Here is a 14,309-nt window from a genome sequence, read left to right on the forward strand (position 1 = left end):
GTTGCCGAGCCGATACCCGCCAACGAATTGAGCGGATCGAAGCGTACGTCACGGCTCACCCGCCGCACCATCGGCCAATCGGTCGCGGTTGATTACCGCGACCGCCGGTCGACCGAGGCGGTCATTGATCAATGCCGCCACCCGGTCCAGACCGGTGTCGATCCGGTCGGGAGAAACGGTGCTGAAGGAAAGCCGGAGCGCCCGGACGGCGGTGACGTCGTCGTAGAAATGCCCCATGGGTGTCCACAGCACGCCGTAGTCGCGCGCGGAACGCGCCAGCAGGTCGTCGTCGACCGGGAACGGGACGGTGACCACGACGAAGAACCCGCCGGTCGGCGCCGTCCAGGTGACGCCGTCGGCGGCGCTCGGGAAGCGCTCGGCCAGCCCGTCCAGCACGCGCCGCAGGTTGCGGGCGTACAGCTCCCGCTCGCGCGCGTTCGCCCCGGCCAGCCGGCAGCCGCTCGCCAGCAACCGGCCGCCGACCACGGCCTGCGCGATCGGCGAGGTGTTCACCGTCAGCATGCTCTTGATCTTCGAGAGCTGGTCGGCCAGCAGCCCGACACCGCCGCAGGCGTCGCGCACCCGCTGGTCGGCGACCGCGTAGCCGACCCGCGCGCCGGGCAGCACGGACTTGGCGAACGAGCCCAGGTAGACCACGCGGCGGGAGGTGTCCAGCGCCTTGAGCGTGGGCAGCCGGTCGGCATCGCCGTGGAACAGCCCGTAGGGGTTGTCCTCGATCAGCAGCAGGTCCTCGGCCTCGGCGACGGCCAGCAGCGCGCGCCGGGTGGGCAGGTCCATGCTCAGGCCGGACGGGTTGGCGAAGTCCGGCATGACGTAGCAGGCCCGGGGCCTGCGGCCGGCCGCGCGCTCCCGCCGCACGACCGCGACCAGGTCGTCCAGGTCGATGCCGCGCGCGCCGGTCGCCACCGGCCGCACCGGCAGGTCGACCAGCCGCGCCGCGCCGGTCAGCCCGACGTAGGTGGGCGACACCGCGAGCAGCACGTCCCGCTCGTCGGCCCGCAGGGCGCGCAGGACGAGGAACATCGCCTCCTGGCAGCCCGCGGTCACCACCACCGACTCCGGGTCGACCTCGGTGCCCTCGTCCAGCCGGAGGTTCTCCGCGACGAGTTCGTGGATGATGCCCTTGGTCCGGCCGTACTGCAATACGGTGCGCCGCACGCGTTCCCCGGAGTAGCCGAGTTCGTCGGCCAGGTACCGGCAGAACAATCGCAGATATCGGTGCACGTCGGCCAGGTCGAAGAACTCCTCGGTCGGCCGCCCGGCGGCGAGTTGTATCGCGTCCGGGTAATGCAGGGCGACCTCGTTCAGGAAATTCATCGAGTTCAACGCCGGATCGTCGAGCGCGCCGAACAGCGCGCTCGTGGCCAGGTCGGCGATTTCGTCGGTCTTCACGGGTCGAGCGCAATCATCAACCGTCACCCCGGGTGCTCCGTCGGCGGTCGCGGGCGGCCAGGACCGCGCGCAGCAGGTCGTCCAGTTCCTCGTCGGACATCTCCCCCAGCTCGTCGGCCGGGTCGTCGGCCGGGTCTTCGGCCGGGGCCTGGCCCAGCTCGGCCGAGACGATCCCGGCGAACGCCGCGATCGTGGGGGTGGCCACGAGCAGGTGCACGGGCAGGTTCACGCCGTAGGTGTCGGCGACCCGCGAGGCGAACCGGATCGCGGTCAGCGACCCGGCGCCGAGGGCGAACAGGTTGTCGTGCACCCCGATCGGCTCGGTGGTGCGCAGCAGCTCGGCCCAGATCCGGGCCATCTCCTCCTCCACCGGCCCGCGCGGCGGCACCAGGTCCGCCCGCGCGGCACCCCAGTCGGGCTCGGGCAGCCCGGCCCGGGTGGGCGGCAGCTCCGGCAGCACGACGACGAGCGCGGGCACCCCCGGCTCGGGCAGGACCGCCGACAGGTGGGGCCGCAGCAGCGCGGGCAGGTCGGTCCCGGCCCGCGCGTCCGGGTCGGGCACGACGTAGGCCACCAGCGCGGTCCCGCCGTCCCTCGGCACGCCGACCACCGCCGCCCCGCGCACCGCCCGGTGCGCCAGGAGCACGGCCTCCACCTCGCCGCAGTCGACCCGGGCACCGCGCACCACGACCCGCCGGTCGGTCCGGCCGAGCAGTTCGAGGCTCCCGTCCTCGCGCCACCGGCCCAGGTCGCCGGTCGCGAACCCGCCCCGGGCCACCCCGACGCCCGACACGTGCACCTCGCCCACGGCCCCGACGGGCACCGGCACCGACCGCTCGTCCAGCACCCGCACCCGGTTGCCGTCCACGGGCACCAGCCCGTCCGTCCCGGCCGCCGCCCACACCGCCGTCTCGGGGTGGCCGTAGAGGCGCCACACCGCGACGCCCGGAGCGGTGAGCGAGTCCGCGAGTTCCCGCGACAGCCCGGTGCCCAGCCGCAGCCGCACGCCCTCGGGCACGCCTCCCCCGGACACCAGCAGCCGCCAGGTCTCCGGGGTCGCGTGCAGGGCGGTCACGGCGTCCCGCGCCAGCAGCGACCGGAGCCGACCCGCCTCCCGGGCCTCGTCGGCGGCCACCACCACCAGGTCCGCGCCGCACACCGCCGGCAGCAGCAGTTCCGGCAGGACCAGGTCGAACGAGGTGGTGGTGACGGCCGCGAACCGGTCGCCGGCGCTCAGCCCGAGGTCCCGGCGCAGCACGGCGAGCAGGTTCGCCAGCGCACCGCGCGTGACGTCCACACCGGCGGGCCCGTCCGGAGTGGACGTGAAAGCCGTGTACGCCACGGCGTCCGCGGGCACCGGCACGGGTTCCCGCGGTTCGGCCGCCTCGTCCGGCACGACCACCGCCACGTCCCCGGCAATCGAACCGGCCAGCCCGGCGTGCTCGTCGTCGGCCACCACGAGCCCGAGCCCCGCGGTGCGTGCCACGACCTCCAGCCGCCGCAGGGGCAGGTCCGGTTCCAGCGCGACCGTCGCGCCGCCCGCCCACCACACCCCGAGCAACGCGGTCAGCAGCCCGACGCCGCGACCCACGCACACCCCGACCCGCGTACCCGGCCCCACCCCGCGTTCGACGAGCACCCGGGCGAGCCTCGCGGCCCGGTCGCACACCTCGGGCACCGGCACCGCCCCGGCCCGGTCGGTGACCGTCGCCGTCGACTCGCGCAACGCCGCCACGACGTCCAGCTCCACGGGCGGCGCCCCCACCGGGAGCGGCCCCTCCCCCAGCGGCAGCTCCGCCACCGGGGTGCCCGGCGCCCGTGCGGCGTGCTCCAGCACGGTCACCAGCGAGCACAGCAGCCGGTCGGCGAACGCCGCGTCGGCGCGGTACCGCAGCGCCAGGGTGCCGTCACGGCCCACGCCCAGGTCCACATCGGCTTCGACCGACGGGGGAAGCGGAAGCCGTCCACTCACGACCGCACCCGGCAGGTCCACCGTCGCGGCCACCGAAGGCCGGGGGTCGAACCGGGCGGTGAGGTCGGCGTCGAACCCCAGCTCCTCCGCGAGCTTGGCGAGCGGCAGCTCGTCGTGCGCCAAGGCGTCCTCGGTGGCCTCGCGCACCCGGTCGAGCAGTTCGGCGAAGGTCCCGCCCACGGACAGCCGCACCGGCACCACGTCGGCGAACGGACCCACGACCGGCTCCAGCTCCGCCCGGACGCGGCCGTCCACCACGACGCCGACCACCACGTCGGACTGCCGCGCGTACCGCGACAGCACCACCGCGTACCCGGTCAGGACCGCCACGTCCGACACCGGGTCGAGCACGGCCGTGACCGTCCCGGCGGCCCCTCCGGTGGGCAGCGCGAGCCCGAAGGACGCGCCCCGCAGCGGCTCCCGCCAGTGGTCCACCTGACGCGCCAGTTCCGCGCCGCGCAACCGCTCGCGCTGCCACACCGCGAAGTCCCCGTAATCCATCCACAGCTCCGGCAGCGACGCCGCGTCGCGCCGGTACGCCGCGGACAGCTCGTCGAGCAGGACGCCCAGCGCGGCCTCGTCGAGCACGAGCCGGTGTGCCACGAGCGCGAACAGCCACCGGTCCGGGGCCACCTCCACCAGGCACGAGCGCAGCAGCGGACCGCGCGCCGGGTCGAACGGGCGCGCGGCGAGTTCCGCGACGACCGCCTCCGCCTCGGGAGCACCCGCGACGACGTGGTCGACCACCACGCGGCCCGCGTCGTCGACGACCTGCTCGGCCCCGTCGAAGGTCGAGCGCAGCACCGGGTGCCGCGTGACCACCACGTCCACCGCCCGTTGCAGGGCGACGGGGTCGAGCACGCCTTCGAGCCACCACGCGCGGGCCAGGTGCGCCGCGGGGTCGCCCGGCGCGACCCGGGAGCGGTCCCACAGCTGCTGCTGCGCGAACGAGAGCGGATACCGCACGAGCTACCTCCCGCGGGGCACGTCCGCCAACACCCGTTGCCGCATCACGAACTTGCGCACCTTCCCGGTCGGTCCGAACACCACCCCGTCGTCCGGGACGACCTCGACCCGCCGCAGGGTCCGGGCCACCGCCTCGCCGAGCGCGGCGCGGACCGCGTCGCCCCGGTCCAGGTCGGGGTCGGCGCCCTCGTGCAGCATCAGCAGCACGTCGGTCACCGGCGGCCCGTCGCCCTCCGCGGCGGCCAGCACGGTGCAGTCCCGCACGTCCGGGCAGCGGGCCAGCACGCGTTCCTCGGACAGCGCGGTGTAGAGCCAGTTCCCGCCGCCGAGGTCGACCGCGTCGTTGACCCGGTCGACGTGGTAGTAGTAGCCCTCCTCGTCCCGGTACATCAGGTCGCCGGTGAGGTAGTAGCCGTTGAGCCGGGTGCGGTAGGTCGCGGTCGAGTCGTTCCAGTAGCCCGGCGCCAGCGTGGGCGACCTGAGCCCGCACTGCCCGACCCGGCCCACCGGCACCTCCTCGCCCGTGGTCACGTCGAGCAAAGCCACCTCCGCGAACGGGTACGGCTTCCCGACGCACCGGTCGTAGCGGTCGCTGCCCGGCCGGTGGCTGATGAAGAACGCGCTGTGGCCCATCTCGGTCGAGCCGAGCATGTCGACGAACTTGGAGCCGGGCGCGTCGACCAGGCCCTCGCGGGTCCAGGTCGGGGTGCTGCCGACCGCGACGAGCCGCCGGATGTGCGTCTCGTGCGCGCAGTCGCCGGTGCTGGACCAGTTGCGCACCGAGCCGAGGTCCCGGGTGGACAGGTCGTGGCGGGCCAGCTCCGACCACGTCACCGCGAAGCCGTAGACGCCGGTCGGCCGCCACCGCTCGATGGCGTCCAGGATCACCTCGCCGCTGCGCTCGAACCGGCCGCCCTGCGCGGACAGGCACAGGATCTCGTAGCCGTTGCACAGCGCCTGGTTCACCACGATGAGCCCGGCGGCGTGCGCGGCGGGCAGCGCGGACAGCTCGCGCACCGGGCCGTGGGGCCGGGCCTCGGTGAGCCGCACGGCGCGGATCGCGGCGAACAGGCTGTGGTGCGAGTGCACGACCGGGGTGGGCGTGCGGGTGGTGCCCGAGGAGTGCGTGATCGCCACCGGGTCGTCGCCGTGGTGGCGGTAGTGGGCGGGGGCGCGGGTCGGGTCGCCGGTGCCGGTCTCCGCCGCGTCGCCCAGGACCGGCACGCCGAGGTCGTGCTCCCGCAGCGCCGCGTGGTCGGCGTCGAGCAGCACCCCGACCCCGCGCAGCCGGCGGACGAACCCGGCCGCGACCTCGATCGGCATGTTGCCGTTCATCAGCGCGGGGATCGCGCCCAGCCGGTTGAGCGCGAAGTAGTTGAGGAACACGTCGGCGGCCGAGGTCACGAAGATCGCCACCGGGTCGCGCCGCCCGATCCCCTTGCGGGCGAACCAGTCCGCCCGCGCGGCGACCCGCTCGGTCAGGTCGCGCAGGGACAGCGGCGTCCACGCCGGGATGCCGTCCACGTCCACGTCGAAGCTCAGCCGGGGCACGTCCGGGTCGGCACCGTGCTCGGTGAGCATCAGCGGCACGTTGCCCGCCCCGACCCGCATGTCCCGCGCCAGCGCGGTGCGCAGGTTCGCCGGACTCATGAGACCTCCCGGTTGAAAAGGCGGACGGACCACCCGACGCTCACCGCGCAGGCCGCGACCATGACCAGCGCGCCCTGCCAGACCGCCGGGTCGGTGAAGCCGCCGGTGAACAGGGCGCGCAGGCCGTCGGTCGCCCAGGCGAACGGGTTCCACCGCGACACGTCCTGCACCCACAGCGGGGCGAGGGCGAGCGGGATGACCGCGCCCGCGAGCAGCGACACCGGCTGGCCCACGGTGTTGATCAGGGTGCCCAGGCTGTTCTCGTTGCGCACCAGCATGGCGATGCCGTAGGAGACGGAGATGCTGAGCAGGATCACCAGGGACAGCAGCGCGTAGGAGACCGCGAGGTCCAGCGGGCTCACCCGCAGGCCCAGCGGCAGCGCCGCGAGCGTGATCACGGTGGCCTGGAACTCCAGCAGCGCCACGTGCATCAGCGCCCGGCCCAGCACCAGGCCGGTGCGGCTGACCGGGGTGACCCGGCACCGGTCGATGACGCCCGCGCGCAACGAGCTGAGCAGGCCGTAACCCGCGTACAGGCCGCCGAACAGGCCCATCGCCACGAACAGGCCCGGCACGTAGACCGCGTAGGCGTCGCCGTAGTCGTCGACGCCCCGGGTGGCCATCGCGGCCTTGAGGAACGGCGCGAAGAAGACGAGGTAGGCAATCGGCTGGGCGAGCGTCAGCGCGATCAGGCCCGGGTTGCGCGCCATCACCTCGGTCTCGTGCCGGAAGATCAGCCAGGTGTCGCGGAGCACCTTCACGCCCTCGGCTCCTCTAGTCGCGCAGGGAACGGCCGGTCTTGGCCAGGAAGACGTCGTCGAGGCTCGGCCGGCGCGACTCGATCGCACCCGCCCGGACCCCGGCGCGCAGCAGGGCGCCGATGATCGGCGGCACGGCGGTCGCCGCGCCGTCGACGTAGAGGCGCAGCGTCGTGCCGACCGCTTCCACGCCGTGCACGAAGGGCTGCCCGGTCAGCACGGCGACGGCCGCCTCGGTCGTCGCCCCGTCCACCAGCCCGGCCGTGCCCGGCGCGGCGAGGTCCACGGTGACCACGTCGCCGGAGATCTCCCGCTTGAGGTCGGCCGGCGTGCCCTCGGCGACGATGAGCCCCCGGTCGATGATCGAGATGCGGTCGCACAGCGCGTCCGCCTCGTCGAGGTAGTGCGTGGTCAGGAAGATCGTCATGCCGTTGTCCCGCAACCGCCTCACCTCGCGCCACATGCGCGCCCGGCTCTGCGGGTCGAGCCCCGCGGTCGGCTCGTCGAGGAACATCACGCCGGGTCGGTGGATCACCCCGATGGCGAAGTCGAGCCTCCGGCGCTGCCCACCGGAGTAGGTCTTGATGCGGCGGTCGGCGAACTCGGCCAGGTCGAAGGACTCGACCGCCTCCTGGGCCAGGCGCAGCGCCTCGGCCTTGCCGCGCCCGTGCATCCGCGCCTGCACGACGAGTTCCTGCCGGCCGGTGGCGTCGTCGTAGGTGCCGCTGCTCTGCGCCACGAACCCGATCGCGTCGCGCACCCGCGCCGGTGCCCGCAGCAGGTCCGCGCCGCCGATGGTGGCCCGCCCGCCGTCCGGCCGGACCAGCGTGGCCAGCATCCGCAGGGTGGTCGACTTGCCCGCGCCATTGGGCCCGAGGAAACCGAAGATCTCACCGGCGCGCACGGCGAAGTCCACGCCGCGCACCGCTTCGACCGCCTCGGCCCGGCGACCGCGCCCCCGGTAGGTCTTGCGCAGACCACTGGCCTCGATCACCAGTTCCCGCTGCGCGGGCGCGGCCGGTCCGGGCACGACGGCGTCGTGCTCCGGCACCAGCGGTCGCAGGCTCATCAGCCCAGGCTAGGTTCGCGTTTTCCACGTGGCAATCATGCTTTCGGACGCGTTCTACTTCGGTCCGCAGGCATTTTCCACCTCAGGGTCGCGCACCCAGCCGGGCGGAGATGGCGGCGCCGAACCGCGCCACCGGCTCGGGCAACAGCATGTGCTCGTGCCGGCAGTCCACCTCGACCACGTCGACCGGCCCGGCCACGTGGTCGGCCCACGACGCCAGCTTCGCCGCGGTGGTGTCCTCGGTCCGGGTCGCGGCCAGGAACAGGACCGGGGCCCGCACCCGGCCGGGCCGATGGCGTTGCGCCACCGCGATGTTGTTGCGGATGATCCGCGGCAGGGCGCGCACCCGCCGGTCCGGCCACTCGTGCAGGCCCAGCCCCGGCCGGCCCCGGACCACCTCCAGCATGCGGCCCACCGGGTCCGGGTCGTCGGGCTCGACCACCGGCTGGTAGCCGAACTCGCGGAGCACGAAGTCGCACAGCAGCCACACGTTGTCGTCGGCCACGCTGATGTTGTCCGGCAGGCCCGGGGTGGCGTCCCCGATGACGAGCGAACCGACCTCGTGGCCGCGCCCCTCCAGCTCCTCCGCGATCGCGTGGGCCATGTTGCCGCCCAACGACCAGCCGAACAGGTGGTACGGGCCGTCCGGTCGGGTCTCGGTGATCCGGTCGGCGAAGTCGCGCGCCAGCTCGGCCATGTCCACCGGCAGGGGTTCGGGTCTGCGCAGTCCCCGCGACTGGAGCGCGTACACCGGGTGCGCGGTCCCGAGGTGCGGCAGCAGCGCGAGGTAGCACCAGCCGGCACCGACCAGCGGCGGCGCGCAGAACAGGGCCGGCCCGTCACCGCCCTCCCGCAGCGGCAGCACCAGGTCGAGGATGCCCCCCGCGGCGCGGATGTCGGCCCGCCGCTGCCTGGCCCACGCGAACTCCTCGGCGGCGGGCAACGCCTTCGTCCTGGACACGTCCACGCGCCCATCCTCGCGGGCGGGTGCGGCCGGGCGCCAGCCTCCACCGCGACCGGGCAACCCCGGACCGTCCGCGCGGGCCCCTACGCGCCCGCCAGCGCCACCAGGTGCGCGGCCGCCGCCGGCGCTCCCCCGGCCGCGGCGAACTCGTCGGCCAGCCACCGGGCCCGCCCGCGGTAGCCCGGCTCGTCCAGCACGGCCCGCACCGCCGCACCGACCTCGTCCACCGAGGCGTCGGAGATCGAGATCTCGACCGCCGCGCCCGCCGCCGCGACCTGGCGGGCCAGGGCCACCTGCTCGGCCCGCACCGGCGCCACGACCATCGGGACCCCGCACGCCAGCGCCTCGTTGACCGCACCGCCCGCGTGGCACACCACCGCGTCCAAACGGGGCATCAGGTCGAGCATCGGCACCAGTTCGGCGGCGATCGCGTTGTCCGGGAAGGACTCCGCGGGCACCCCGGAGGTGACGAACACCGCCTGCACCTCATCCGCCATCGGCGCCAGCGCCGCCGCCGCCCGCCGGTAGAAGTCGCCGACCATGTGGCCCACCAGGGTGCCCACGGTCACCAGCACGTGCCGCTTGCCGGGGTCCCAGGCGTGCCACGGGAAGTCGGGCGCGTTCGGCCGCACGCCCAGCGCCGCGCCGGTGAGCACGCAGCGCGGCGGCAGCACCGCGTCCCCCATGAGCCCCTTGGTGCTCAAGGCGATCACCAGGTGCGGCGAGAACCGGGGGTCGACCGGCTCACCGGCGGGCAGGCCCGCCATCGCCACCACCCGGGCCACCCGGTCGGCCACGAAGTCGTCGAACCCGGCCAGCTCCGCGGGCGGCGCCAGCTCCAGCGCACCGGTGCACAGCGAGGCCCACGGCACGCCGCGCCGGTGGGCGACCAGCCCGCCCGCCAAGGCGTACTGCTCGGCCACCACGACGTCCGGCCGGTGCTCGGTCACGGCCGCGTCGACGGCGTCGAGCACGAAGCGGGTGAAGGGGATCAGGTAGCCGTCCCACATCGCGCGCACCCCGGCCATGCCGGTCTCGCCGTAACGGCGGTAGGCGCGTACGCCGGTGGGGTGCACCGTCGCGTCCGGACCGACCAGCGGGCGCAGGGTCCGCTCCGGACCGCACCACACGACCTCGTGGCCATTGCGGACGAGTTCCTGCCCGACGGCGAGCATGGGGAAGAGGTGGCCTTGCAGCGGCAGCACTACGAGCAGGAACCGCGACACCGCACGATCATGGCACATCGTTGACGGTGCCGGAACCGCGTGGTGAGATCCGGGATCGTGACCGCCCTCGACGCGGTGTCCGTGTACACACCGGCCCACCGCGTGCCGATCGAAAGCCTCGCCGAACCGCTGGAGCTGACCGACGTCCAGGTCCGCCTCTTCCGGCGGTTCCACGGGCTGGGCGAGGTCCGGCTGGACCCGGACCGGTCGCTGGCGGACCTGTTGCGCGCGGCCCTGGACGGGCTCGTCGAGCTGCGCGGGCGGGAGCACCGCGTCCGCTACGTCATCCACGGCCGGGCGATGCCCGTAGTGGTCCCGTACCCGCACAACCCGCTGCACGAGGTGTGCCGCGAGTTCGGTTTGGCGCACGCGCTCGCCTTCACCGCGACGCACCAGAGCTGCGCGAGCGGTCTGCTGGCGGTCGAGCTGGCGGGCCGGCTGCTCGCGGCGGACGCGGACGACGACGCGCTGGCGCTCGTCCTGGCGGGCGAGAAGGCGTTCACCCGGGATGCGCGGCTGCTGCCGGGCACCTCGATCTTCGGCGAGGGCGCGTCCGCGTGCCTGGTGAGCGCGAACGGGCGCCGCGACCGGTTGCTGTCCTACGCGTGCGACCAGCGCGGCGAGTTCGACACCGAGTTCGGCGAGCGCACCGAGCTGTTCCAGCGCGAGTACCGCCCGTCGCTGGCCGGGGTGATCCGCCGGGCGGTGGCCGACGCCGGCCTGGGGCTCGACGACATCGCCCTGGTCCTGCCGCACAACGTCAACGTCGTGACCTGGCAGCGGTTGTGCACGCTGATGGGGTTCCCGGTGCGGCGGGTGCTGCTGTGCAACGTGCCGGTCAACGGCCACTTCTTCTGCGCCGACGCGTTCGCCAACCACCGGACCGCCGTGGAGCGCGGGCTGCTGCGCGAGGGGGACCGCTACCTGGTCGCGACCGTCGGCGCCGGGGCCGGTGCGACGTTCTCCGCGATGGTGTTCGAGCACTGAACGAGATCCCGTCCCACCGAGGAGGCTGGCATGACCGCACCCGATGCCCAGGTCGACGTGGAGTTGCGGCAACGCGTGGTCGACACCCTGTCGACCGTGCTGGTGCGGCTGCTGGAACGCGACGAACCGGTCACCGAGGACATGAACATGGCCGACGAGCTGGGGGTCAGCTCGTCGCTGGGCCTGGAGCTGCTGCTGGAGGTCGAGGAGCAGTTGGGCGTCCAGATCGACGTGGAGACCATGCACACCGACGAGCTGCGGACCGTGGGCGAGCTGGCCACGTTCATCGCCGGCCACAGCCGGCCCTGGTAGTCCGGGGTGCACCTGATCCGCGCCGAGCGCGGGACCTTCGCCGGCCCGGCGGCGTTCCTCGCCGACGAGCGGCGCCGCGCCGACGTGGCCGCGTACCTCGCGGACATGGTCCGGCCGTTCGGCGCGCGACCGGGCCCCGAGCTGTCCGGCCACTCCTACGGCGAGATGGCCGCGGCGCTGGTGGCCGCGACCGTGCCGGAGGACGAACCGGTCGACCTGCTGGTGCTGGCGTTCGCCGTCCACGACATGTGGCCCGGCCGGGCCACCGCCACCTACCTCAGCCACCTCTGCCCGGGCACGCCGCTGTCGTTCGCCGTGTGCGACCAGGGCACCGCCGCGCCCTTCACCGCGCTGCGCCTCATCCGCGACCTCAAGCCCCGCAAGGGCTTGCTGATCGCCGTGGAACAGGCGATGCTGCCCTACGACTCGGCGGTCCCACCCCCGGTGGAACACCGCGGCGTCGCCGTGCTGTGCGGTGACGGCGCGGGCGCCCGGGTCACCGACCTCCGCCAGTACCCCGACGTGGCCCCGGACTCCGTGCCGGGGCAGGCTTCCCTGCGGATCGCCGAACTCACCGCCGGTCACCCCGGTGCGCGCCTCGTGCTGGGCGACGCGCTCGCCGAGGCGTGGCCGGACCACCCCGACTGCGTCCGCGTGCCGGCGGGCCGGCCCACCACGGGGGTGTGGTGGCACCTCGCCGGGGCGCTGCGCGGTCCGGCCGGTCCCGTCGTGGTCGCCGACTACGACCGGGACCTGCGCTACCTCTGCCTCGCCGCGATCGAGGTGCGCTGAACCAGCAACCCCGCACGACGAAGGAGCACCCATGATCCCCCTCTTCAAGGTCTCGATGTCGGACGCCGCACCGGCGGAGGTCGAGAAGGTGCTGCTGAGCGGCTTCGTCGGCCAGGGACCGAAGGTGGACGAGTTCGAGCGCGCCCTGGCCGCCCGGATCGGCAACCCCAGGCTGGCCACGGTGAACAGCGCCACCTCGGGCCTGCACCTCGCCCTGCACCTGGTGACCGGCGGCCCGGGCGGCCCCGGTGGCGAGGTGCTGACCACCCCGATGACGTGCTCGGCCACCAACTGGCCGATCCTGGCCAACGGCCTGAAGATCAAGTGGGTCGACGTCGACCCCGGCACCATGAACGTCGACCTGGACGACCTGGCGCGCAAGATCTCCCCCGCCACCAAGGCCATCGTGCTGGTGCACTGGTCCGGCTACCCGGTCGACCTCGCCCGGCTGCGGGCGGTCCTGGACCAGGCGGAGCAGGCGTTCGGCTTCCGGCCGGTGGTGATCGAGGACTGCGCCCACTCCTGGGGCGCGACCTTCCAGGGCGAGCCGCTGGGCAACCACGGCAACATCGCGGTGTTCAGCTTCCAGGCCATCAAGCACCTCACCTGCGGCGACGGCGGCCTCATGGTGCTGCCCGACGAGGAGCTGCGCCGCCGGGCCCGGTTACTGCGGTGGTACGGCATCGAGCGCGAGACCAACGCCAGGTTCATGTTCAAGAACGACATCCCCGAGTACGGGTTCAAGTTCCACATGAACGACATCAACGCCAGCATCGGCCTGGCCAACCTCGACCTCGCCGACGCGAACCTGCGCAGGCACCGCGAGAACGCGGCCCACTTCGACGCCCACCTGGCCGACGTGCCCGGCCTGGAGCTGACCGAGCGGTCCGCGGACCGGGAGCCGTCGTTCTGGATCTACACCGTCAAGGTCGACGACCGGGACGGGTTCATGCGCAAGATGGACGAGGCCGGCGTGATGGTGAGCCAGGTGCACGAGCGCAACGACGTCTACAGCGGCGTGCGCGAGTTCGCGACCCTGCTGCCCGGCCTGGACAGCGTCAGCGAGCGGATGGTGTCGATCCCGGTCGGCTGGTGGCTCACCGAGGACGACCGCGACCACATCGTCTCGACGATCAGGTCCGGCTGGTAGGCCGGGTGGACCGGCGGGCCCGCACCCGCCGGTCCGCTACCCGAGGTGGTCCCGCGCGAACGCCAGGAACCGGTCGTTGGCCTCGTCCGAGCCGACGGTGACCCGCACGCCCCGGCCGTCGAGGGCGGCCACCAGGATGCCGGCGGCCCGCGCCGCTCCGGCGAACGCGCCGGCCCGCTCGCCCAGCGGCAGCCACAGGAAGTTCGCCTGGCTGGGCGGCACGGCGACACCGGCCTCCCGCAGGCCGTCGGCGAGGCGGTCCCGCGCCGCCACCACCGCGGCGCAGCGCCGCTCCAGCTCCCCGGTCACGTCCGGCTCCAGCGCGCGCAGCGCCGCGGCCTGGCCCAGTGAGCCGGGGAAGAACACCATGCCGACCACGCGCACCGCCATCGCCAGCGCGGGCGGCACGACCGCGTAGCCGATCCGCAGGGCGGCCAGGCCGTACGCCTTGGAGAAGGTCCGCAGCACGCACACGTTGGGGTAGGCGCGGTAGAGGTCCATCGCGTCGGGCACGTCCGGGTCGGTGACGAAGTGCCGGTACGCCTCGTCGACGACCACCGGCACGTCGGCCGGGACGCGGTCGAGGAAGTCGACCAGCTCGGCGCGGCGCAGCGCGGCGCCGGTGGGGTTGTTCGGGTTGCACACCAGCACGCACCGGGTCCGCGCGGTCACCGCCGCCGCCATGGCGGGCAGGTCGTGGCCGTGGCCGTCCATCGGCACGGGCACGGCGGTGGCGCCCGCGTTGCGCACGATCAGCGGGTAGCCCTCGAACGACAGCGCGGCGTGCACCACCTCCGGCCGGGGCCCCAGGGCCTGCACCAGGTGCTGGCACAGGCCGGCCGAGCCGGGGCCGACCAGGATCGACCCCGGGTCGACGCCGAGTTCGCGCGCCAGGCCGGCGGTGAGCGCGCCGGCGAGGCGGTCCGGGTAGCGGTGCAGCCGCGCCGCGCCCTCCTCGACGACCCGCCGCAGGCTCGGCAGCGGCGGGTACGGCGTCTCGTTCATCGACAGGTCGTCCAGCCGGTCGGTCTCGACGGAGGTCATCGGGCC

General features: G+C 74.1%; 12 protein-coding genes. 4 read left to right on the forward strand and 8 right to left on the reverse strand.

Translation table 11 applies throughout. The features are described 5' to 3' along the window. Positions 1 to 48: 48 nt before the first annotated feature. The 7 genes from EKG83_RS31040 to EKG83_RS31070 form a co-directional block, all read right to left on the reverse strand. Positions 49 to 1,413, reverse strand: a complete 1,365-nt coding sequence (locus tag EKG83_RS31040) for an aminotransferase-like domain-containing protein (protein WP_063741362.1) — start codon at positions 1,411 to 1,413, stop codon at positions 49 to 51. A gap of 16 nt (positions 1,414 to 1,429) precedes the next feature. Next, positions 1,430 to 4,351: a condensation domain-containing protein gene (locus EKG83_RS31045; protein ID WP_033432061.1), complete on the reverse strand. Its 2,922-nt coding sequence runs from the start codon at positions 4,349 to 4,351 to the stop codon at positions 1,430 to 1,432. A 3-nt stretch (positions 4,352 to 4,354) separates the two neighbouring features. Beyond that, complete coding sequence (locus EKG83_RS31050) at positions 4,355 to 6,001, reverse strand: class I adenylate-forming enzyme family protein (RefSeq protein WP_033432062.1); 1,647 nt, start codon at positions 5,999 to 6,001, stop codon at positions 4,355 to 4,357. Then, the gene (locus EKG83_RS31055) at positions 5,998 to 6,762 is read right to left on the reverse strand and encodes an ABC transporter permease (RefSeq protein ID WP_033432063.1); all 765 of its coding nucleotides are present in this window, start codon (positions 6,760 to 6,762) and stop codon (positions 5,998 to 6,000) included. The genes EKG83_RS31050 and EKG83_RS31055 overlap by 4 nt, the downstream gene beginning before the upstream one ends. A gap of 13 nt (positions 6,763 to 6,775) precedes the next feature. Beyond that, positions 6,776 to 7,753, reverse strand: coding sequence for a daunorubicin resistance protein DrrA family ABC transporter ATP-binding protein (locus tag EKG83_RS31060; RefSeq protein WP_033432137.1), 978 nt, complete (start codon positions 7,751 to 7,753; stop codon positions 6,776 to 6,778). 157 nt (positions 7,754 to 7,910) lie between these two features. Next, on the reverse strand, positions 7,911 to 8,795 hold the full coding sequence (locus EKG83_RS31065; protein WP_033432064.1) for an alpha/beta fold hydrolase: 885 nt from the start codon (positions 8,793 to 8,795) through the stop codon (positions 7,911 to 7,913). Between the two features lie 80 nt (positions 8,796 to 8,875). Next, positions 8,876 to 10,018: a glycosyltransferase gene (locus EKG83_RS31070; protein ID WP_033432065.1), complete on the reverse strand. Its 1,143-nt coding sequence runs from the start codon at positions 10,016 to 10,018 to the stop codon at positions 8,876 to 8,878. A 57-nt stretch (positions 10,019 to 10,075) separates the two neighbouring features. On the opposite strand from EKG83_RS31070, the gene EKG83_RS31075 reads away from it, so the two are divergent. The 4 genes from EKG83_RS31075 to EKG83_RS31090 are packed head-to-tail and all read left to right on the forward strand — an operon-like array spanning position 10,076 to position 13,259. Beyond that, a complete protein-coding gene (locus EKG83_RS31075; protein ID WP_033432066.1) occupies positions 10,076 to 11,005 on the forward strand; it encodes a 3-oxoacyl-[acyl-carrier-protein] synthase III C-terminal domain-containing protein in 930 nt (309 codons plus the stop codon). A gap of 30 nt (positions 11,006 to 11,035) precedes the next feature. Further along, positions 11,036 to 11,317 (forward strand): phosphopantetheine-binding protein, encoded by a 282-nt coding sequence (locus tag EKG83_RS31080; protein ID WP_033432067.1) that lies wholly within the window; start codon positions 11,036 to 11,038, stop codon positions 11,315 to 11,317. A 6-nt stretch (positions 11,318 to 11,323) separates the two neighbouring features. Beyond that, a complete protein-coding gene (locus EKG83_RS31085) occupies positions 11,324 to 12,109 on the forward strand; it encodes a hypothetical protein (RefSeq protein ID WP_051766193.1) in 786 nt (261 codons plus the stop codon). A 31-nt stretch (positions 12,110 to 12,140) separates the two neighbouring features. Next, positions 12,141 to 13,259: a DegT/DnrJ/EryC1/StrS family aminotransferase gene (locus EKG83_RS31090; protein WP_033432068.1), complete on the forward strand. Its 1,119-nt coding sequence runs from the start codon at positions 12,141 to 12,143 to the stop codon at positions 13,257 to 13,259. 36 nt (positions 13,260 to 13,295) lie between these two features. Here the strand turns inward: EKG83_RS31090 and EKG83_RS31095 are convergent, their stop codons facing one another. After that, positions 13,296 to 14,303 (reverse strand): histidinol-phosphate transaminase, encoded by a 1,008-nt coding sequence (locus EKG83_RS31095; protein ID WP_033432069.1) that lies wholly within the window; start codon positions 14,301 to 14,303, stop codon positions 13,296 to 13,298. Positions 14,304 to 14,309 lie beyond the last annotated feature (6 nt).

Origin of the sequence: Saccharothrix syringae, from assembly GCF_009498035.1 — a bacterium.
GTDB lineage: Bacteria > Actinomycetota > Actinomycetes > Mycobacteriales > Pseudonocardiaceae > Actinosynnema > Actinosynnema syringae.

What these genes read in the sequence shown, in the direction of transcription:
- EKG83_RS31095 (WP_033432069.1), bottom strand. Translation starts at nt 14,303, where the DNA reads ATGACCTCCGTCGAGACCGACCGGCTGGACGACCTGTCGATGAACGAG.
- EKG83_RS31050 (WP_033432062.1), bottom strand. Translation starts at nt 6,001, where the DNA reads ATGAGTCCGGCGAACCTGCGCACCGCGCTGGCGCGGGACATGCGGGTC.
- EKG83_RS31080 (WP_033432067.1), top strand. Translation starts at nt 11,036, where the DNA reads ATGACCGCACCCGATGCCCAGGTCGACGTGGAGTTGCGGCAACGCGTG.
- EKG83_RS31090 (WP_033432068.1), top strand. Translation starts at nt 12,141, where the DNA reads ATGATCCCCCTCTTCAAGGTCTCGATGTCGGACGCCGCACCGGCGGAG.